Genomic DNA, 20,565 nt, shown 5'->3' on the forward strand with positions numbered 1-20,565 from the left:
GGCAAATACACGACTTTGCATCATGATTTAATATTTTGTCGCGAAGTAACTGACGGAGCGAGTTAGGGAAGGAAGCCCATTGCGCGAAGACACCGCTTGGTGGCTCCGTTCGCGACAGCCCGGCCCGGTAGGGGTCGACCGCATTCCTCAACCCGCTACAATGGCGGCAACCTGTCTGGAAACGACGCCATCAGGAACAAGTCATGGCCAGAATCGTGCGAATCCGCGAGACCGGGGAGTCCGAAGTCCTGAAGAGCGAAGAGGCCGAGGTCTCTCCCAATGGCCAGGGCGAAGTGCAGATCTCGGCCAAAGCCACGAAGACCGCGAGCGCAAGGACGACGGCCAAGCGACCGGCGAAGGCAGACGCGCTCGCTTCCCAGCTCATCGACCAGCGGCCCCCCGAACTGGGGGATTGGCGCGAGGAGACCCTGGCCCGCATGCGGGCGCTGATCCTGGAAGCCGACCCCGAGATGACCGAGGAGCGGAAATGGAGGAAGCCGTCGAATGCGATGGCCGGGGTCCCGGTCTGGTCCCACAAAGGGATCGTCTGCACCGGGGAGTCGTACTCGAAGGTTGTGAAGCTCACGTTCGCCCGGGGGGCTAGTATCCCCGACCCATCGCGCCTCTTCAATTCCAGCTTGGAAGGCAACACCCGAAGGGCGATCGACATCCACGAAGGGGAGCAGGTCGACGCGGATGCGTTCAAGGCGCTCGTGACGGCCGCGGTCGCCCAGAATGGCCCACCGGCGAAGAAGGCCAAGCCCGGTGCGAGTAAGTCCAAGACGATCAAGGTGCAAGAAGGCGAGAAGGTCGTTCTGCTCTCGGGCGGCAACCCGCAGATCGCGAAGGCGGACGGCGACGCCCCGGTGCAGGCGTACATCGCCGCGATGCCGGGCTGGAAACGCGATATCGGGGAGCGTCTCGACGCGCTGATCGTGCGGAACGTGCCCAACGTGCGCAAGGCCGTAAAGTGGAACTCGCCGTTGTACGGCATCGAAGGCCAGGGCTGGTTCCTGGGGATCCACACCTTCACGCACTACGTAAAGGTGGCCTTCTTCTACGGCACGTCGCTGCGTCCCGTCCCGCCCGGTGCCAGCAAGAGCGAGGACACGCGTTACCTCGATATCCATAAAGACGATCAGTTCGACGAGGCGCAATTAGCAACGTGGGTGAAGCAGGCCGCCGCGTTGCCCGGCTGGGACGATTCACCAAAACGGAAGTAACGGACCACGAACCAAGCTCGATTCACCGGCGGATCAGGCCCGGTCACCATGATTTGTTGAGCCGCCAGCGCGAAGAGCTATCCCACGTCCTCTCTCAACCCTTCCACCTGATGCGTCCTCAGGGCCTGGACCAGCATCATGTGGGCGATGATGCTTCGCCTAATTCGTGATGTCGCAAGAGAGCGGCATCGGGCCGTTGTGGTGGGAGCGAGAACTGCTCTCGGCAAGTTCTCGCCAGTGCCAGATTTAAGCATGCGCTGGCCCTGCCCCGACGACAGAGTAAGTTCGGGAAACTTTGCCGCCAAATTCGTTCCACGACCCCGAAACCGAACCCTCAAACCCCCTCCATTGCCACCGGAGTGAGATCGGCTGCATCACCTAGAGGAAAGCCGGCTTGACGCCATTTCCGGGTGCGATACGCTGTGAACTGACGGCACCACAGCCTTGCCTCAAGGAATGGCAACGCGCTTCGGCACGTGCGAGCTGGGTGACCGAGACGGAAAAGCGACGGTCATGGAGGACCACGCGATGGCGTTTGATCTGATCAGGCGAGTCGAAACGCTCGGCCACCCGCGTATCCTCGTCGTCGGCGACCTGATCCTCGACCGTTACATCTGGGGCGATGCCGAACGAATTAGCCAGGAAGCTCCCGTCCCCTTGCTCCGCGCCGATCACCGCGAGCACAGGCTCGGTGGAGCGGCCAGCGTCGCGACGATGCTCAGCGCGCTCGGTGCCCATGTCTGTTTGATGGGAGTCGTCGGACGCGACCCCGAAGCCAGCCTGGTCCGACAGCTTCTCTCCGATCGCGAGATCGATGATCGGCTCGTCCTCGAGCTCGACGACCGACCGACGACTCTCAAGGAACGCTATATCGGGCGAGCGCAGGATCGGCACCCGCAGCAGATGATCCGGGTCGACTACGAAACTCGCGACCCGATCCCTCGCGCGATCGAGGTTGCCCTCGATTCGAGCATTCCCGAGGCTGTCAAGAATTCCGACATCGTCCTGATTTCCGACTATGACAAGGGCGTCTGCACGCCCACGTTACTACGCAGGCTGATCGCGGCCTGCCGGAGCCTCGGAGTCCGCGTGATCGCCGACCCGATTCGCTCGTCGGACTATTCGAAATATTACTGGGTCCACTGCATGACCCCGAACCGCCTTGAGGCACAGCTCGCCACCGGAATGACGATCACCAGCACTGAAGATGCCCTGGAGGTCGGCCGTCGGCTGGTGAGCACACTCGACATGGAGGCGGTGCTCGTCACCCTCGACCGCGACGGGATGGCCTTGGTTCGTGCGGACGGGCGATCGGAAATTGTGCCGACCCGTCCCCGTCAGGTCTACGATATCACCGGCGCGGGGGATATGGTTCTCTCAGTCGTCGGACTCTGCCTCGCCAGCCGCGCCGACTACGACGAAGCGGCCGCGCTCGGAAATGTGGCCGGGGGACTCGAAGTCGAGAAGATCGGGGTCGCCCTGCTCTCCCGCGAGGAGATCCTGGGCGATCTGATCGATCACCATCGCGCCGAGGGAGACAAGCGGCTCGGACTCGAGTCGATCGTGGCCGATGTCCGCCGCCGGCGACAGGCCGGGCAGCGGGTCGTCTTCACCAACGGCTGTTTTGATTTGCTCCACATTGGCCATGCCCGCTTGCTCAGAGAGGCGGCCACACTGGGAGATTTCCTTGTCGTCGGGATCAATTCCGACGCGAGCGTACGTCGGCTGAAAGGTCCGGAGCGGCCGATCAACTCGGAAGATGCCCGAGCCGAGCTGCTCGCCGCACTCGAATGCGTGGATGCCGTGATCGTCTTCGACGAGGATACCCCCCTCGCCTTGATCGAGGCGATCCAGCCCGACGTACTCGTCAAGGGAGGAGACTACCGCCCCGACGAGGTGGTGGGCCGAGCGGAAGTGGAGGCGGCAGGAGGAACACTGGTTCTGATCCCCCTCGTTCAAGGTCATTCGACGACTCGGATCATCCATCGGGTGGCCGATCGCACGATCGTTTCCCACCCCCCCGAAAAAACTCCCCCCTCGCCAGCAATCCGCCCCAGCAGCGTGGTTCTTCCCACGTCGTCCTGAGCCGGATCCGGGCAAGCAGCGTTGGGAAGTGACGACTCGTTCAAGCCGCATGGCATGGCGAGCCGATCACTTCTACTGCTCGCGCAGGATGCGCTGCGGGTCCAGACGGAGTTCTGGCCCCGAAGTCAGCTCCGGGTTAGCCCAGCCGGGGACCCTGGAGAACAAAAAAGGGGTACGGGAGGCCAGTTCTGATGACTCGCCCTCGCCTGAGGATTGGGTCCGAGCTACTCCCGGTGTGCCTGATCCTGGCTAGCCTGGCCGGCACATCGTTCCTTATCGTCTCGATGCACAAGCGTGCAACGAACCTAAGGAAAAGAGCACCGACCCAAGCGGCGCCTCCGCTGGCCGCGAACACAACCCTCCGAACTCCGGTCGTGGTGCCTCCGTCCGCAACACCACCCGAACCGGAGCCTGAACCTGAGCCCGTGCCAGTGCCGGCTCCTCCAGTGGAGGATCCGACCCGAAAGGCCCTGGCCGAGCTCGGCGCGGCGGAGGCCGAGCAATTGATCGAGGCTCAGGCTGCCGATCGTAAGGCGGAGGCCCTCGAACGCTCCATCAAGTCGGCGCATGCTGAGTCGCAACGCTGGAAGCGTCGCGAGCAGCTCATTCGCGGCCAGATCGACTCGATCACTGGTAAAGTTCGCTCCCTGGAGCAGGAAGCCGACGCACTGGCGATGGAGCGAGACGTCCTCGCAAAAGAGCTCGATTTCTCCAAGGCCGCCTTGATGAAGGCGCGGACCCGGTCAAGCTATGCGGTGCTCCCCAACCGAGCACCAAACGGCACCTGGCGCAGGCCGATCGTGATCGAATGCCATAACGGGAGCGCAACCCTTCAGCCCGGGGGGCCTACGTTCAATCTCCTCGACCTCTCCGCACTGCTCGGCGCACGCTCCAGCCCGATCCTGCTCGCGGTCGTTCGAGAATTGACCCGAATCCAGGGCGTAACCGGTCCCGACGGCGCCCCGACCGTCCCTTACATCTTCTTCGTCGTCCGCCCTGATGGCATCCGCCCCTTCTACGACGCTCGCGCCCGGCTCGAATCACTCGGAATGGCGTTCGGCTACGAACTTGTCGATCAAGACATGGAGATCGACTATCCGGACCTCGATCACCCGAACGAGTGGGATGGTTCGCCCAAGTTAAGCCCATTCCCCGAGCTCGCCATGGGCGGCGACTCGCGCTCTCGGTCTCGGCTTCCTTCACCAACTCGCTCAGGTAGAAGTGGAAGCGAGGGACACAACGTCGATGAGTTCCGCTGGCCGGCCGGTTCCGCCGGCTCAAGCGAAGGGCCAGGATCTCTGACGGAAGAGAACCGCCGACAAGCCTCGGGATCGGGCAATCCATCGGGTCCCCGGATCGCATTAGGCGACCTCGGAATGCCCGGCGACCGTGGGACATCGTCCGCTCGAAATCGAGGATTCGACGCCTCGGGCCGCGCTGGCGACTTGGGCCGAGAGCTCAATCAGACGCGAAATCAAACGCCGGGGTCGGCCGCCACACCCGGAATGCTGCCGCCACTCGGCGGTTCGCTGGACAGGCCGGGCATGCTACCGGCGACGGGTGGAACGGGAAGCCGAGGGGGCGATGGCGCTCTCTCGAGATCGTTCCCCGGGTCCGGCCGTTCCGGTGCGAACAATGCGGGCGCTCCGGGAGAAATACCCTCAGGATCGTACGGTGGATCCGGCCGTTCCGGTGCGAACAATGCGGGCACTCCGGGGGAAATCCCCTCGGGATCGTACGGTGGATCCGGCCGTCCCGGCTCGAATCCTCCCGGTCCGCAGTCGGAAATCCCGTTCGGAGTAAACGCTCCCAGCCGGGCAGGAGCCCCCGGGCCAGGAGAACGGACAGCGTCCGTTCCGCCTCATCCGGATGACGTCTCAAACCTGGATGGAGTTTCCTTGATGGGTCGGCCGCCAGGTGAAGGGGCTCCCTTCCGGCCTAGAGGCCTCTTGCCGGGAGAGCCAGGGGCACCTCCCGAGGACGTCGCTCACACTTCGGACTCCGCGGGCCAACAGGCGGGACAAGGTCGGGGACAAGGTGGCGGCCAGCACGACGGACAAGTGAGAGGAGGGTCGGGAGCAGGCTCATCCAGCTCAGCCGGCTCCTCCGGTTCGGGGACCTCGGCCGGAACCGCCGCGAGCGGGTCGTCAGGAGGAGGTGTCGAAGGGGGCCGCTCCCGCGGCGAGGGAGAGCCCTCCTCTGGCTCCCGCGCCCCGTTACGAATCGAGGTGCCGATGGAGATCGTCGTCGCCTGCGGACCGAGTGGGGTGGTCATTCATCCGGGCGGTTACAGCATCTCGTTGAAAGCGCTCAAGGGGAAGGAACCGATCTTCACAACGTCGCTGAAGACAATTGTCCGGCTCCGTCAGCAGGTGGACCCGATGATTCGACCCAAGCCGACGATCCGATTCCTGGTCGAACCCGGCGGCGGTGAGACTTACCGCGATGCCCGCAGGGTGACGGTCCTTTCCGGAATCGAGTGGCCGACCGTCCTCCAGGTGGCCGATACCCGCGTGCTCGACTTCTTGCCAAGGGAGCGGTTCTGATGGGAGACCGCACGAAAAACAACGAGGGTGCGCCCGTTGAAACCGAGTCCTATCTCGGGATTCTGGTCAACCTCGTCGGTCTGCTGGGAGCCGTCATCTTGCTCCTGGTCATTGTCCGAACTGGTAACAAGCCAGCGGCCCCGCCAGCGCGAATCGTGGCCCCCGCCCCCGTCGCGGTCGCAACCGCCATCGCTCCTCCCCCTGCGCCGGCGCCCCCCAAAAAGCCAAAGCCGAAACCGACGCCGGTCGCTGCCCCTGCATCCAAGCCGTTGGATCGTGTTGCCGTGGCCCGGGCCGAGGAACAGATTGACGCGGCGAGCCGCGACCGGGCTCGGGCCGAGGCCCGCGCTGAGGATGCGGCGAAGCGCCTGGCCGAGGCAACCGCTCAGGCCGCGCTCGACGCCTCGAAAAATCGGAAACTGGCGCTTCGAGTCCGCGACCCAAGTGCCCAGCTCGCCAGTGTCACGGCCCGGGGCGGATTTCTCCGAGCCGAACGCGACCGCCTCAAGGCGGAGTTGGGTTCTGTGGCCCAGGCTCCTCGTCCCAAGGCGAAGTCATTAGTCGAGAAGAATCCGGTCGCCAAGCCGACCGGAGGCAACGAATACCATTTCGAGGTCCGCCGCGACCGGGTGGCCTTCATCGACCTCGATCGGCTCATGGAACTCGTCAAGGCTGACGCACAGCTCCGCATCCGCTTGTCCGAAGGTTCGAGGGTTGTGGACTCGAAGGTCGGCCCCGTCGGCGCTTTCTCCATCGAGTACGTCCTCGGGCGAGCCATGCCCAACGGCATCGAGGAGTTGATGGAGCGGCACGGCGTCAACTTCGACCTTCGGGGCTGGGAGATCATCCCGGAGTTCGAGGGACGCGGCGAGACCTATGAGCGAACGCTTCAGCCGATCTCCCAGTATGCCCTCACAATCAACCGCCTGAAACCGTCGCGGGCCACGATCACGATGTGGGTCTATCCCGACGGCTTCGCCCTCTACCGCAAGCTCCGCGACGACCTCCACGCCCGTGGCTACACAGTCGCCGCTCGACCCTTACCCGAAGGCATGGCGATCCGTGGCAGTCCGGCCGGATCCCTTTCCGCGGGCCAGTAAGAGAAATCGCCGTCAGAGCCTTCGCCGGTACGACCGGAGCGGGTATGACGGGGCCAGTATGATGTCGAGAGCCTGTCTGTCAGACAGGCTCTCGACTCGTTCAGGGCCCATCGACCTGGGGCCGCCAACGATACTGGCCACCACTCTCACGGGCGATTCGTTGAAGCTGATCGCCCCCGGTGCCACTGCTCAGATCGACGCAGTGGATCGGGATCTTCCGCCGGTTCTTGCTGGCGATGGCCTCGATGGTACCGTCGGGAAATTCGCCGTCCGAGAGCAGGAAGACGGCGTCAGGACGCAGAGCGAGGGCCAGGCTCATCGCCCCCCGCGGGTCGGTCTCGCCGTCCGGTTCGATCAGCCGGAGCCACTCCACCATCTGGCTCTTGGAGGCGAGGTCGGCCGATCGGGGCAAGTCGCCCGGCATCGGCACGACCTGATCGTTATAAAAGACGACCTTGAACCGCTGGGGATGCTGGAGGCCCAGAACACTCCGGCGCAACTCGCGTTTAGCGCGGATGAGGCGGTCTTCGTCGATCATGCTCCCCGAGCAGTCGACGACGTAGATGAACAACTGGCCTTTCGCTCGGATCCCGAAAAAGGAGGTCTGCTTCCAGGGGGGAACGTCACGCCAGTCGTTCGCGTTCGGGTCGTATCGATCTTCTCCAGGCTTGCGGAGGAATTCCGACGAGGTCTTCGAACCGGGCGCATTCGCGGGAAGGATTTTTGCCTCGACGTCGCGAGCCTTTGATTTGGGGTTCGCCGCCGCTACGTCCGCGGTCGAGCCGGCCAGTGCGAGCGTCAAGACGATCGCAGTCAGACAACAGGTGCGCCGAATCATCGAGGCTTGCTCCTTGAGAGCCCTGCAACGGCCCCAGGAAATCCGATTGAATGTTACCACGAACGCGGCCGGGGTACACCTAAGTAGGGCTCGGCTGTCCTGATCTCGTGCAGCCTGACCGAGCAGGTGGTTCGGGGGTGGAGGGTCGCCCCATTTCGTAAGATGTGATAGATTAGCTGTTTTGAGCGACCTGCCCCACGACCTAATGACTCGTCGCCCTTGCCATGCGACGCCCACCCGTCGATTGGTGCGGTCGAAAAGTACCGCGCTCACCCGCCGCTTCTCGGAGGCTCGCTTATGGATTTCGTCTTGGAAAATCTGCCTCAGATCGCGGGCACAATCGTTGCGCTCGTCTTCCTCGAAGGTTTGTTGAGCGCGGATAACGCCTTGGTCTTGGCGGTGATGGTTCGCCACCTCCCGAAGGACGAACAAAAGCGTGCTCTCCGCTACGGGATTTTCGGAGCCTTCGTGTTCCGCCTGATCGCGGTGGTCCTCTCCGCGGCCCTCCTCAGGTTTTGGCACTTCAAAGTGGCCGGCGGCCTTTATTTACTTTACCTTGCGATCTCGCACTTCACGAGCCGCGACGAGGATCAACACCTTGTGAAATCCTCGCGGTTTGGACGCGGATTCTGGCCGACCGTTGTCGCTGTCGAGTTCGCCGATATCGCATTCTCGATCGACTCGATCGTCGCGGCGGTCGCCATGGCCCCCAAGCACTATCCCTCGTGGCTCCAGCTCACCATCGTCTACTCGGGTGGAATCCTCGGCATTATCACGATGCGGTACGTCGCCGGCTATTTCATTATTCTCTTGGAGAGATTCAAGGGATTGGCCAGCGGAGCGTACTACCTCGTGGCCTGGATCGGGTTGAAGCTGGTCGTCGGCGGCCTCCACACGGCCGGTTATCTGAAGGAGGAGATGCCGGAGTGGCTCTTCTGGGGGGGGATGCTCACCATCATCGCCGCCTGCCTGCTGTATAAGCCCACTCCCAAAATCATCCCGACCGAACCGATGGAAGAGGTCGTCGAAGTTGGCCAAATCGGCGAGGGGAACGACAGTACTCCCGACGACCAGCCCATTACCAATCCGTTGAATTAGGCGGGTCTGAAAGACAATGCCGAAGCGAACCCGTTGGGGGAGCTTCGGCGCCAGCAAACGAGAGTCAATCACCGGTCGACGTCAGGTCGGCCCGCAGATTGTGGGCAGGATAGACGAACGAATCGCGACTCTGCTACTGTGATCGAATGAGCAAGGCGACTTCAATCTCGAGGGACGCAAGCGATGGCGGTGGTTGAACCGTATGCCCCTTGTCCGTGCGGAAGCGGCCAAAAATTCAAGTGGTGCTGCCACAAGGTAGAGAACCAGGCCGAGCGAGCCCAGCGTCTCTTCGAAAGTGGGCAGATCGAGGCCGCGGTCCAGGTCCTGGACGAGGGACTTCGGAAGGAAGCCGACAACGCGTGGCTCTTGACCCGTAAAGCCCTCTACCAGATTCGCCTCGGACAATCCGACGCTGCCAAGGCGTCGCTCCGACTCGTTCTCAAAAAGAATCCGAAGCATTTCGGAGCGTTGACTCTGCTCTCCCGACTGGTGATCGCGACCGAAGGTCCTACCGAGGGCTGCCTTCAGCTCCAGCAGACCCTCTCGGCGTTCCCGGCCGCGGAGCATGGGACACTGGCCCCACTGGTGAGTTTCGTCGCCTCCTCCCTGGCCCGGTTCACCCAATATCCGGCGGCGATCAGGCACTTCGGCCTGGCGGTTGCCCTCGGCGGACCGACGGAGGAGATCGTTCAGAGCATCGGGGCGATCCAAAGGGACGTCTCGATCTCCCCCTGGCTCAAGAATGCGGATGACCTGGTTCCGGCTCCGCAGCGCCTGCCAGAGGCGGCCCAAGCGCGGTTCAACGAGGCGTTGGAATGGGCCCAGGGAGGACTCTGGTCCGCGGCTGCTTCCGCGTTTGAAGTCCTCTCGACGGAGAAGGGAGCCAGTCCCGAAGCCGACCAAAACCTCGGTTTGTGCCGACTCTGGCTGGCCGACGACAAGGGCGCCGTCGAAGGTTTGCGCCGCGCGATCGCGCGGATGGGCAATACGGACGAGGCGGTCGATCTCGAAGCGCTCTGCCAGGAAATCGACACCCTCGATGCGGACGACCAGGTCGAACAGGTCCAGCTGATCTGGCCGGTGAGCGACCGCCTCCGGCTGCTCAAGGCGCTCCGCGACGATCCGACCGTCGACGAAGGCGACACGGGGCCGATCGATCCCGAGGTCCCGGAATCACCCGAGGTCGACAATTTCGGCTTCCTCGATCGTCCCAAACTCGAGACCAAGAGCGACCTCAAGACCGAGGATATTCCTCGCTTCGTCGGCCGCGTGTTCGTGGGCCAGGAAATCGCCGGGATCGAGACGTACGACGACGGCCGGCTCGATGGCCTCATCGAACGATTCACCCAACTGGCGGAAGGGGGCATTCGCCCCGCGCACCCGAAAACGAAAGTGCTCGATAAGGTCGGGAAAACCGGCCTAGCCCTGTCGTGGGAGTGGCGACTCCCCGACGATATTGACCCGGACGAAAGAATCCGGCTCGAGCGCGAGCAGGGTGCGGCCTTGATCCGCGAGGTCTGGCCCAAGACTCCGATGTCCTACCTAGGGGGCCGGACACCCCAGCAGGCCGCCAAGGCAGGTAACGCGATTGTTCCGCTTCGCGCAGCCCTGTTCCAGCTGGAATTCACGCGCACTCTCTGGCGCGACGCTGTCGACTTCGTCGCACTCCGCACGAGTCTCGGCCTCGAAACCGAGCCCGAGCTCGATCCAGAGACGGTCGATATCGAGACCGTCCATCTGGCACGGCTCGGTCTGATCCCCGCGGAACGCCTCGACGACGACCGTTTGACGAAGCTGTACTGGCGAGCCAGGCAGTTTGCGCTTGATGCGGTCGTCGAGAAGTCGGCTCGCGTTCTGGTCGATCGCCCGCAGACCTGGGAGCAAGCCAACGTCGAGCCGTTCGCTCTCTTCTCGGACCTTGCGTTACTCGTCGCCGGCAACGGCCGGCCGGACGAGGCCTTCGAATGGGTTCGCAAGGGCCGGCAGGCCGATCCCGTTGCGAAACGGGCCTCCTACGCACCGATGTGGGACATGGTCGAGATCCGGATCAAGGCCAGGGAAAAATCTCCCGAAGCCTGGGTCCCTGAGCTGGCTGTGGTCCTGGAGCGGTACGCCGGTAATCCCGAAGCCACTCAAGCGATCATGCTCAACCTGCTCGAGATGGGGCTGGTTCGGCTTACGCCCAACCCTGACAAGCGGGGCGACTACATTCTCGACTCGCGTCCGCTCCAAATGATCATGGCTGAATACGGACCGAGGGTGACCACCGCATCGGGACGACTGGGAGTCTCGGCAACCAAGGGTGAGATCTGGACCCCTGAGAAATCCACGGGGGGCGGCGGTGGTCTCTGGACTCCTGGGTCGGGATCCGGCGGCTCACCGGAAGGGGAAGACAAGCCCAAGCTGATCATCCCCGGGCGCTAACACTTGCCGGAAGCCGCGTCCTGTCTACGATACTGTTCGATGCAACACGTCCCCGTCCTCGACCCACCTGGGTCGGGGCGGGGCGGCTGTCGTAGGGTGGGCGAGTTTGCGAAAAACTAAAGGTCCAATCCGTCCTCCGGGAACCTGACTGAAGTGTCTGAAACGTCTGGCCAAGCTCAGCCCCCATCCTCGACTGACACGAACCAGGCGCTCACCTTGGTTCACGAAGGCTGGAACCACCTGCAACTCCAGCGGCCCCTGGCTGCCTGGGCGGCATGGCAACGCGCCCTCCGGATCATTCCCGAATTTCCTCAAGCACGCGAAGCGTTGTCCTGCTTGGAGTCGGCTTCCGACTTGCCGGTCGCCGCACGCGTCGAGCATCGGTTTCAGGCCCCTGACCAGCCCGAGAAACGGTCGCGGTGGGATCGCCTGATCCAAGCTGGGGACCTGGAAGATTTGGAGAAAGCGGCCGACCTCTTCGGTTCGCTCTCAATCGAAGACCCTGCCGACGCGGCGGCCTGGTTCAACCGCGCCCTTTGTTTGGCCTGGTCCGGCCGCAACGGGGAGGCAATCTCATGCCTCGACCGCGTGGTCCGACTTCGATCGGCCGACAACCCTGAGAAGGCGATCGCCGCCTGGACACTCGCCGAGGTTCTCCGCCAAGGAGCAGGCGCCGAGACTCTGGCCGATGACCTCCGCTACGCCTGGGTTCTCACCTGGTCAGACTCGGATACGCTTCGACTCTTGGGCGCCTGTCCGACGCTTCAGAAAAAGGCGAGTCCTCAAGACCCGGTCTCGGGCGCCCCTCAGTTCCCCAACGCTCAGGTTTACGAGTGGCTCGATCGGCCGATGCCCGAGCCGGTCTCATGGCTCACGCTCTCCGATGTTCCGCGTCTCCTGGCTACGGTCATCATCACACCGCAATCGTTGAGACTCTCGAGCCCCGATCCGTTGGCTCTCGAGCGGGTCCGCGAGCCCCTGCTCCAGGCCATTGGCGACCCAGGGCGGGAAATCCTCCGCGAAGCCGCCCCCCTGCCCCTCCCGCTGGCCGACGCGGCAGTCTGGACTTTTCGCCGCCCTGAGGCGCTTGATGACGAGACCGAGGGACGGCTCGCCCGCGAAGCGGTGGAACATTTCTACGAGGATTTCTGGATCCACCTGCCCCGCCATGGTCTCGGCGACCTCAGCCCCCTCCAGGCGAGTCGCGCCGCCAAGGCAGGCGACCCGATCGCGCTGATCCAACTCACGGCGGTTGTCCGTCTGCGAGAGCAAATGGGGGCCAGGCCTCGAACCGCGAGTCTCTACCAGGGCTATCCCTTCGATCGACTCCGCCACCGGCTGGGACTCGAACTCGACAATCCAGCCTCGGTCGATCCCGAGGACACCGCCTGCATGAGCGAAGACCAGCTCGATCACCTCGAGCTCGATCACCTGACCTTGCCCGGGTTGGCTGAGGCGTTTCTGTCCGCCGCGGCCCTGGGTGACGATCGCCGAACCGCTCGGATCGCAGCCCAACTGGTCAAGACTCCCGGCATGGATTCCTCCAGCGTCGTGAATCCGGATCTGTTTGCCGTCCTGGTCCGGGAAGCGATCCGTGTCGATAACCCAAGGGACGCCCTTCAATGGCTCGAACGCGGCCGAGAGACCCACGGCGGTCGCGATCGCCGGACCTATGAGATCTGGAACGCGGAGATCCACGCGCGGACCGGCGACCCCGACGTTGCGCTCGCCCAGTATCAGACTATGCTCAGTGAGGGAGGCCTCGAAACCTCGCAGATCCTCGACGCCGCCGAAGACCTGCTGGTGAACGGCCATGCCGAGCACGCCGGACCGCTCCTCGAACTGGCGACGGAGCGAGCGGACCGCGAAGGCAATCCCATCAACATCGAACGAGCTCAGCGCCTCTCCCGGGAAGAAATGCCGGAGGCCTCGGCTGAGTAGTGAGGGATCCCGAATGTGGTATTTCGGATCAGTCTCTCATTTGTCCCCCATTCGATCTACGCGGACGGCTCGAGCGCTTGTCATGAGTTCCCAAGAAACCGATCTGATCTCGACGCTGAAATGGACCTCCGACGGCCTGATCCCTGCAATCGTCCAGGATGCCGAGAACCACGAAGTTCTCATGATGGCCTGGATGGACGTCGAGGCACTCCGGCAAACCCTCACGACCGGCCAGACCCATTTCTACTCGCGATCGCGTCGCGCGTCGTGGCACAAGGGGGGAACCTCGGGGCACGTGCAGTACGTCGAGTCGGTCCAGATCGATTGCGATGCTGATGTGGTGCTCGTCAAGGCCCGGCAAGTCGGAGGCGCCTGCCACGAAGGCTATCGCTCCTGCTTTTTCCGCCGCCTCAATCAGGATGGCACCCTCGAGATTATCGATTCCACGATGTTTGAAAAGACTTCGGTTTACGGTGCCCAACCCAAAGCCCAAGGGCCAAACGATCGAAGTGAGTGAGCGACCGGAGTGGGTCTCACGCGCGAAGCGTCTTCCCCGGAACCGCTTTCGGACAGTAGACTATGTTCTCTTTGGTTCCCGTCTGGCTTGAAGCGAAGGACCTGGTGCGATGCAGAAGCCGCGATTGATGACTCCGGGGCCATCCTCGGTGCCCGAAGAAGTGCTGCTCGAGTTGGCCCGTCCCGTGATCCATCACCGCTCGGCCGAGGCCAAGCAGGTGATCGTCGAGGTCGCGGCCGGCTTGAAAGAGGTCTTTCAAACGCAGAACGATGTTCTGATTCTGACGGCCTCCGGCACCGGAGCCATGGAGGCGGCCGCGGTCAACTCGGTCCCCCCTGGCGGCAAGGCGCTGGTACTCAACGCCGGCCATTTCGCGGCGCGCTGGGGCGATATCTGCAAGGCCTTCGGCATCAACGCGATCATGCTCGATACCGAGTGGGGGCAGCCTGTCGACCCGGCACAAGTCGCCGAGGCGCTCAAGCAGCACCCGGACACCGCCTGCGTGTTCGGAACGCTCAGTGAGACGTCGACCGGTACCGGCCACCCGATCGAGGCGATTGGCAAGATCGTGGCCCAGACGCCGGCCTTGTTCGTCGTGGACGGAATCTCCGGCGTCGGCGCCATGGAGTGCCGCCCTGACGCCTGGGGAATCGACCTGCTCTGCGCCGGTTCGCAGAAGGCTCTCATGCTTCCGCCGGGGCTCGCGTTCATCTCGGTGAGTCCCAAGGCCTGGGCCAAGATCGACGCGTTCGACTCCAAGAGCTTCTACTTCAATCTGAAGTCGGCTCGCAAGAAGATGAAGGAGTTCGACACGCCGTTCACCCCGGCTCACACCCTGATTCTCGCGCTTCGCACGTCGTTGCGGCTGATCCTGGCCGAAGGCATCGAAAATGTCTGGGCCCGCCATCAGCTCATGAGTGAGGCCTGTCAGGCCGGCGTTCGGGCACTCGGCCTCGAGTTGTTCAGCTCCCGCCCTGCCGAGGGGCTCACCGCCTTCCGCGTTCCGGAAGGCCTCAAGGATGGTGACATCCGCAAGGGGCTGGTGGACCGCTTCGGTGTGACCACCGTCGGCGGCCAGGGGAAGATCAAGGGCCAGATCATCCGGATCGGGCACATGGGTTACACCGACGAGATCGACGTCGTCGCCGGTCTGGCGGCCCTCGAGTTGGTGCTTCACAACCTCGGCTACAAGGTCGTGCCAGGCGCCGCGGTGACTGCCGCGCAGCAGGTGATTCTCGGGAACAAACCCGCCGCTGTCAGCAAATAATGATCCAAGGGGCGTGGGTGACACGCCAGCCTTTGTTTGCGTGTCGCACACGCCCGACCATCGGAGTGTTTGAAGGTGTCTTATCGCGTTCTGGTGACTGATAAGCTGGCGGAAGAAGGCCTGGAGTTGCTCCGAGCCGAGCCGGGCCTCGAGGTGGTCGTCAACACGAAGCTCGACCCCAAGGCTCTTCGCGAAGCGCTGAAGGAAGCCGACGGGATCGTGATCCGGTCGGGGACGCAACTGACAGCCGAGGTGTTGCAGGATCAGACCCGTCTCAAGGTGATCGTCCGCGCCGGCGTCGGTGTCGATAACATTGACGTTCCGGCCGCGACCCGCCAAGGGATCGTGGTGATGAACACCCCGGGCGGAAATACGGTCTCGACGGCCGAGCATACGATGGCGTTGATGCTCGCCCTGTCGCGCAACGTGGCCAAGGCGAATGACAGCCTCAAGGCCGGGCGCTGGGATCGGAACAAGTTCACCGGCACACAGCTCGGCGGCAAGACGCTCGGCATCGTCGGCCTGGGCCGGGTCGGTCTGGCCGTCGCCAAGCGAGCGCAAGGGTTCGACATGAAGGTGGTCGGTTTCGACCCCTTCCTCTCGGCCGAGCGGGCCGCTGAGCTTGGGATTGAGAGCATCTCCCCACTCGACGAAATGTGGGGCCGTTGCGACTACATCACGATCCACACTCCGCTCTCGGCCGAGACCCGCAACCTGATCGGGCCGAACGAGTTGGCGAAGATGAAGCCGAATGTTCGGATCATCAACTGCGCCCGTGGTGGCCTGATCGACGAGGTCGCCCTGGCCGAAGCGCTGACCGCCGGCAAGATCGCCGGGGCCGCTGTCGACGCCTTCGACCCCGAGCCTCCTCCGGCCGACAATCCGCTCGTTGTCCACCCGCAAGTCCTCGTGACCCCGCACCTGGGGGCCTCGACCGAGGAAGCGCAGGTCTCCGTCGCCGTCGAGGCCGCCCGCCTCTTGTCCGACTACTTCCAGAGCGGCCAGATCCGATTCGCTGTCAACATGCCGACCCTAGATCGAGCCGAGCTCGACGAGATGCGGCTCTATCTCGACCTCGGTCGCCGACTGGGCATGCTGCACTCGCAGATGGACCGGGGGACCGTCAAGAGCGCGACCGTCCGCTACCGCGGCGAGGTCGCGAGCAAGAACACCCGGCTGATCACCGCGAGCTTCGCGGCCGGCTGGATGGAGTCGGCGCTCGAAGACCAGGTCAACCTCGTCAACGCCGAGATCCTGGCCAAAGAGCGCGGGATCACGATCGTCGAAGAGAAGACGACCGACCCGGGTGATTTCGGCACCTTGATCCAGACCGAGGTGGTCACCGAGAAGAAGCAGTACGTCGCGGCCGGAACCTTGTTCGGCAAGGAATTTGTTCGCCTGATCCGCCTCGGCCCCTACCGGCTCGATGCCCACCTCGACGGCAACCTGCTCGTCTTCACCCATAAAGACGTGCCGGGCTTGATCGGCTTCATCGGCACCACGTTCGGCCGCCACAACGTGAACATCGCCCAGATGAACGTCGGCCGAGAGAAGCCGGGCGGGAAGCGATCGGAGTCGTCAACCTCGACTGCGTTCCTCCCGCCGAGGCGCTCGAAGAGCTCAAGAAGAACCCGGCGATCCTCAGCGTCAGCCTGATCAAGCTGCCCGAGGCCGGCGCCATCGCTCCTTGGCTCGCCCAATAAGCTTCGTCGCTTTCCTTCCAGGCGAGCGAAACACTCCGGGACCGTCGCGAGTCGTGATCACGACCCGCGACGGTCCCGTTTGTTGTTTGATCAGTCCAAGGCCACGGTCACGGTCTTGAGCTCGGTGTAGTTATCGAGCGCTTTCTCGCCCAGCTCGCGGCCGATCCCACTCCGCTTGAACCCACCGAATGGGGCAGCGGCATCGAACACGTCGTAGCAGTTCACCCAGACAGTCCCCGCTCGAACCTTGTCGGCGATCGCGTGGGCCTTGCCGATGTCGCGCGTCCAGACGGCGGCGGCCAGACCGTAGTCGGTCGTGTTGGCGCGTTCGATCACCTCGTCAACTTCCTTGAACTTGATCACCGACAAGACCGGCCCGAAAATTTCGTCGCAGGCGATCGCCATGTCGTCCTTCACGTCGGCGAAGATCGTCGGCTTGATGAAGAAGCCCTTGTCGCCGTGCCGCTCTCCCCCGGTCACGCAACGCGCTCCTTGTTCGCGGCCCTTGGCGATGTACGACAGGATCTTGTCGAACTGGGCCTTGTCGACTTGCGGCCCCTGCTGGGTCGCGGGATCGAACGGGTCGCCAAGCTTGCGATCGTTGACCTTGGCCGCCAGCCGATCGACGAATTGGTCGTAGACCGATTCCTGAACGAACAGCCGGCTCCCCGCGCAGCAGCACTGGCCCTGGTTGAGGTAGAGCCCGAGCACGGCTCCCTCAATGGCGGCGTCGAGGTCTGCGTCCGCAAACACGATGTTGGGGCTCTTTCCACCGAGTTCAAACGTGATCCGCTTGAGCGTCTCTGCCGCCGATCGCATGATGATCTGGGCCGTGCGTCCCTCACCGGTGAAGGCGATCTTGTCCACCCCTGGATGCGCCACCAGGGCCGCGCCCGCGGTCTCGCCAAAGCCGGGGACGATGTTGACGACCCCCGCGGGGAAGCCGGCCTCGAGAGCCAACTCACCCAGCCGAAGGGCACTCAAGGGGGTCTGCTCGGCGGGCTTGAGCACCACCGTACAGCCCGCGGCCAAGGCTGGGCCCCACTTCCAGGCGACCATCAGCATGGGAAAATTCCAAGGAATGATCTGCCCCGCGACCCCGATCGGCTCGCGTTTGGTGTAGCAGAAGTAATTGCCTCGGATCGGCACGGTTTGGCCGCTGATCTTGTCTGCCCAACCGGCATAGTAGCGGAAACAGTCGATGACCAAGGGGAGGTCGGCGTTACGGCTTTCACCGATCGGCTTGCCGTTATCCAGGGTCTCGAGTTCGGCCAGTTCGTCGACGTTCTCTTCGATCAGGTCGGCGAATCGGTTCATCAAGCGGCCGCGATCGCGGGCATCCATCTTCCGCCAGGGGCCGGAGTCAAACGCTTTGCGAGCGGCTTTGACCGCCAGATCAATGTCGGCGGCATCGCCCTCGGCGACCTGGGCGATGACCTCTTCCGTCGCCGGGTTGACCGTGTCGAACGTCTTGCCGCTCAGACTGTCGCGCCACTTGCCGTCGATCAAAAGTTTCGTCTGAAAGGCCCGCCGCGTTGCACGCCGGGCTTCGGTGGCAGTCGCCATGGTCGCACTCCCTGGTATTCGCACGGAGATGGGTTGCCCACGCGTAGAGCGCGCATGGGCGCGTCGTCCTCCGTTATTTTAAGGGGCGAGTCTACGGGCATACAAGCGACCGGCGTGGCTGGGACTCCCCCGGCATGACTGGCTCGGCGGAACGAATACCACACAAAAGCAGGCGTCGACCCCACCGGATCAGTCGTTCGGGGCAGCCTTTGAATCAAGTTGGGTGCAAAGCCGTTTGGGAGCGATGAGCCGATACGAGTCTTCCAAGAATTCCGCCACATCCTCCCAGTCGACGACGCCGTCAAGCCAGACACCGACCCAGCCCTTCGGCCCCACGTATGGAGGTCTGAAAAAACAGTCGGGCGCGGCCGCCACCATGCTCTCCTGAACTCCTGGAGCGGCTTTCACCCAGACGGCAGGACGGCCCATGCCATGGTGATTGGCCGCGTCGGCGTGCATCGCGAAAATCTTGTTCCGGACGCGAAAAGTGGGCTCGCCCCAGGCCTCGACTTCGTGGGCTTCGGGAAGCGCCAACGCGAGTTCTCGAAGTCGAATGATCGGCGCGAGCGGCACGCTCATGGATGGGGCCTCGATGGCGGAAAAGTTTTTGGTGATCCCAGAGGCCAAGGATTACGCAATCGGCCCGACATCCAAGTCGGGAGTAATCCCCGGCTCTGTTTTGCTTCAGATGGAAATGGAGAGAAGCCCCACCCGAGTTATACTACAACTCGGCAGGAATCTCACCATGCAAACGCCCGGAAAGAACGACACGCCTGTCGAGAAGTTCGCCATTCTCAGGCGTCACCTGATCGACTACTTTTCCTTCTCTAACCGCTGCGACGCGTACCAATTGTCGCCCACGCGGTTCTACGCCTGGCAGAAGTTGTTCTTCGAGAACGGCTCCCCCTTCTTCGAAAGTAAGAACGCCTCGCCCGACATCCAGCATCTCCGCACCATCGCTGCTCTTCGCGACAAGTTCCAACGTAAGCACAATGCCGCCACCAACTTAACAAATGCTACTTTCAATACAAATAACACACGCAACCATACTCTTAAAGCAAGCAGTCCAGGCAGCCTGGATGCCATTGTGATGTCGGAGCAGGGATGACCTGGCCAGGCACCTTAGCTCTCTTGGTTTCGACCAATGAATCAAGAGGATACTTACGTCCGGGATTATTGCTGAAACCCGCTGAAACGATGGCCGTTGGCGCGGGCAATGCGGAATCAAATATTGCCGCAGAGACAAAGGCCAACAATCTGAATATCATCAACGTTGGTGCGACCTGACCCGTTTGCGTTGCCTGCCAAGATGTCGACGGTAGCCAGGCCCTAAAGAGGGTAAAACAGGAAGTCTGGCAAATTCAGCCGAGCCGGCAACATCTCGTCTAGCTTTACTGAATCTCCAAAGCCTCTCAACTGAGGTGACTGGCTGCTTAATCATCTGCATGCCGAAACTGATCCATAATCGGAGATGATGGGCAACTGGGGGCCTGTCGTCACCGACCAGCCGGGTCCGATCGGACGTCTCTCGATTCTAAGGAGGGGATCAGATGGGGAAGTTGACGAAGGTAGTCCGCGATGCGCGTATTCATCCACGCGGACTGGCATAAGGGCTTGATGTCAATTCGCACCAGCCAAGTCCCGCCCGCTTGCTGGGACGCGGAGAATATCGTGCCCTCCCATCCTCAGAAATGAATTCCATCGCAATCTGGCCCCAGGCGAAGTGGTTGATCCGCTCGATTGGCCAGTCGACACCGCACGCTGCGAATGGCTTGATGAAGTGTCTGCAAAACTCCCTGGCAATCGTATTGATTTCCGATCCCGCAACGAAATGGGTTGAGACGAAGCCGGGGTGCTTGTCTTGGGGATCATCCGCCGGAAGGATAAATGCTGATTGGGAGACCCGTGGCATGTTCTTCGCCGGAGGCGTAATTGATACTGCACACTGCAAGCCCGGACGTACCCAATCCGGTTCCGGATCATGTTGATCTCCTGGCCCGTAAGCGTCTCAAGGGCCTATCGCAACAAGCAGGATTGGCACAACGTCTTCGGGGCATCGATTGGCATCAACAATTCTCGTTCCGCGCACTCATGTGAAATCAACGACACTCTCCCATTGGCCTAGGCCTGTTATTCTTGAAAAACAGGAGAATCGTTGCGTGCAAACAAGTAAAATTGCAGACTATTCAATCAATCAATGCGTGAGCAGGCTTGCGTGCGCGGAATTTGACAGCCAAGTGGGCTGATCGCCGATCGA

General features: G+C 62.7%; 14 protein-coding genes and 1 pseudogene. 12 read left to right on the top strand and 3 right to left on the bottom strand.

Annotated features, from left to right (window positions below):
* Positions 1-203 precede the first annotated feature (203 nt).
* From V5E97_RS19045 to V5E97_RS19060, 4 genes are all read left to right on the top strand, one after another.
* Positions 204-1,223 (top strand): DUF1801 domain-containing protein, encoded by a 1,020-nt coding sequence (locus V5E97_RS19045; RefSeq protein WP_406700864.1) that lies wholly within the window; start codon positions 204-206, stop codon positions 1,221-1,223.
* A 528-nt stretch (positions 1,224-1,751) separates the two neighbouring features.
* Positions 1,752-3,308, top strand: a complete 1,557-nt coding sequence (rfaE2, locus tag V5E97_RS19050) for a D-glycero-beta-D-manno-heptose 1-phosphate adenylyltransferase (RefSeq protein ID WP_406700865.1) — start codon at positions 1,752-1,754, stop codon at positions 3,306-3,308.
* Between the two features lie 191 nt (positions 3,309-3,499).
* On the top strand, positions 3,500-5,854 hold the full coding sequence (locus V5E97_RS19055; protein WP_406700866.1) for a hypothetical protein: 2,355 nt from the start codon (positions 3,500-3,502) through the stop codon (positions 5,852-5,854).
* Entirely contained in the window at positions 5,854-6,954 is a 1,101-nt protein-coding gene (locus V5E97_RS19060) for a hypothetical protein (protein ID WP_406700867.1), read from the top strand. Before V5E97_RS19055 ends, V5E97_RS19060 begins: the two co-directional genes overlap by 1 nt.
* Before the next feature lie 100 nt (positions 6,955-7,054).
* Here V5E97_RS19060 and V5E97_RS19065 read toward each other — a convergent pair whose 3' ends face one another.
* Positions 7,055-7,792: a vWA domain-containing protein gene (locus V5E97_RS19065; RefSeq protein WP_406700868.1), complete on the bottom strand. Its 738-nt coding sequence runs from the start codon at positions 7,790-7,792 to the stop codon at positions 7,055-7,057.
* Positions 7,793-8,089: 297 nt separating this feature from the next.
* Here V5E97_RS19065 and V5E97_RS19070 point away from each other — a divergent pair, with 297 nt between their 5' ends.
* The 6 genes and pseudogenes from V5E97_RS19070 (at position 8,090) to serA (ending at position 16,742) form a co-directional block, all read left to right on the top strand.
* Positions 8,090-8,890 (top strand): TerC family protein, encoded by an 801-nt coding sequence (locus V5E97_RS19070; RefSeq protein ID WP_406700869.1) that lies wholly within the window; start codon positions 8,090-8,092, stop codon positions 8,888-8,890.
* Between the two features lie 183 nt (positions 8,891-9,073).
* Positions 9,074-11,314: a tetratricopeptide repeat protein gene (locus V5E97_RS19075; RefSeq protein ID WP_406700870.1), complete on the top strand. Its 2,241-nt coding sequence runs from the start codon at positions 9,074-9,076 to the stop codon at positions 11,312-11,314.
* A gap of 153 nt (positions 11,315-11,467) precedes the next feature.
* Positions 11,468-13,255: a tetratricopeptide repeat protein gene (locus V5E97_RS19080; protein WP_406700871.1), complete on the top strand. Its 1,788-nt coding sequence runs from the start codon at positions 11,468-11,470 to the stop codon at positions 13,253-13,255.
* A gap of 82 nt (positions 13,256-13,337) precedes the next feature.
* Entirely contained in the window at positions 13,338-13,772 is a 435-nt protein-coding gene (gene hisI, locus V5E97_RS19085; RefSeq protein WP_406700872.1) for a phosphoribosyl-AMP cyclohydrolase, read from the top strand.
* A gap of 109 nt (positions 13,773-13,881) precedes the next feature.
* Positions 13,882-15,039, top strand: coding sequence for a pyridoxal-phosphate-dependent aminotransferase family protein (locus V5E97_RS19090; protein WP_406700873.1), 1,158 nt, complete (start codon positions 13,882-13,884; stop codon positions 15,037-15,039).
* A 75-nt stretch (positions 15,040-15,114) separates the two neighbouring features.
* A pseudogene (gene serA, locus V5E97_RS19095) lies at positions 15,115-16,742 on the top strand (phosphoglycerate dehydrogenase).
* 90 nt (positions 16,743-16,832) lie between these two features.
* On the opposite strand, the gene V5E97_RS19100 reads toward serA, so the two are convergent.
* Together V5E97_RS19100 and V5E97_RS19105 are read right to left on the bottom strand one after the other, a co-directional pair.
* A complete protein-coding gene (locus V5E97_RS19100; RefSeq protein WP_406700874.1) occupies positions 16,833-18,308 on the bottom strand; it encodes an aldehyde dehydrogenase family protein in 1,476 nt (491 codons plus the stop codon).
* 189 nt (positions 18,309-18,497) lie between these two features.
* Positions 18,498-18,887 carry an MmcQ/YjbR family DNA-binding protein gene (locus tag V5E97_RS19105; RefSeq protein WP_406700875.1) on the bottom strand — a complete coding sequence of 130 codons (390 nt, stop codon included), beginning with the start codon at positions 18,885-18,887 and terminating at the stop codon, positions 18,498-18,500.
* A 13-nt stretch (positions 18,888-18,900) separates the two neighbouring features.
* On the opposite strand from V5E97_RS19105, the gene V5E97_RS19110 reads away from it, so the two are divergent.
* A complete protein-coding gene (locus V5E97_RS19110) occupies positions 18,901-19,416 on the top strand; it encodes a hypothetical protein (RefSeq protein WP_406700876.1) in 516 nt (171 codons plus the stop codon).
* A complete protein-coding gene (locus V5E97_RS19115) occupies positions 19,413-19,595 on the top strand; it encodes a hypothetical protein (RefSeq protein ID WP_406700877.1) in 183 nt (60 codons plus the stop codon). Before V5E97_RS19110 ends, V5E97_RS19115 begins: the two co-directional genes overlap by 4 nt.
* Positions 19,596-20,565: the final 970 nt, after the last annotated feature.

The organism is Singulisphaera photorubra, assembly GCF_045290345.1.
In the GTDB taxonomy this organism is placed as follows: domain Bacteria; phylum Planctomycetota; class Planctomycetia; order Isosphaerales; family Isosphaeraceae; genus Singulisphaera.

Excerpts from the sequence above, each read along its gene's own strand:
- V5E97_RS19045 (WP_406700864.1), top strand. The coding sequence starts at position 204 with ATGGCCAGAATCGTGCGAATCCGCGAGACCGGGGAGTCCGAAGTCCTG.
- rfaE2 (WP_406700865.1), top strand. The coding sequence starts at position 1,752 with ATGGCGTTTGATCTGATCAGGCGAGTCGAAACGCTCGGCCACCCGCGT.
- V5E97_RS19055 (WP_406700866.1), top strand. The coding sequence starts at position 3,500 with ATGACTCGCCCTCGCCTGAGGATTGGGTCCGAGCTACTCCCGGTGTGC.
- V5E97_RS19060 (WP_406700867.1), top strand. The coding sequence starts at position 5,854 with ATGGGAGACCGCACGAAAAACAACGAGGGTGCGCCCGTTGAAACCGAG.
- V5E97_RS19065 (WP_406700868.1), bottom strand. The coding sequence starts at position 7,792 with ATGATTCGGCGCACCTGTTGTCTGACTGCGATCGTCTTGACGCTCGCA.
- V5E97_RS19070 (WP_406700869.1), top strand. The coding sequence starts at position 8,090 with ATGGATTTCGTCTTGGAAAATCTGCCTCAGATCGCGGGCACAATCGTT.
- V5E97_RS19075 (WP_406700870.1), top strand. The coding sequence starts at position 9,074 with ATGGCGGTGGTTGAACCGTATGCCCCTTGTCCGTGCGGAAGCGGCCAA.
- hisI (WP_406700872.1), top strand. The coding sequence starts at position 13,338 with ATGAGTTCCCAAGAAACCGATCTGATCTCGACGCTGAAATGGACCTCC.
- V5E97_RS19090 (WP_406700873.1), top strand. The coding sequence starts at position 13,882 with ATGCAGAAGCCGCGATTGATGACTCCGGGGCCATCCTCGGTGCCCGAA.
- V5E97_RS19100 (WP_406700874.1), bottom strand. The coding sequence starts at position 18,308 with ATGGCGACTGCCACCGAAGCCCGGCGTGCAACGCGGCGGGCCTTTCAG.
- V5E97_RS19105 (WP_406700875.1), bottom strand. The coding sequence starts at position 18,887 with ATGAGCGTGCCGCTCGCGCCGATCATTCGACTTCGAGAACTCGCGTTG.
- V5E97_RS19110 (WP_406700876.1), top strand. The coding sequence starts at position 18,901 with ATGGCGGAAAAGTTTTTGGTGATCCCAGAGGCCAAGGATTACGCAATC.
- V5E97_RS19115 (WP_406700877.1), top strand. The coding sequence starts at position 19,413 with ATGACCTGGCCAGGCACCTTAGCTCTCTTGGTTTCGACCAATGAATCA.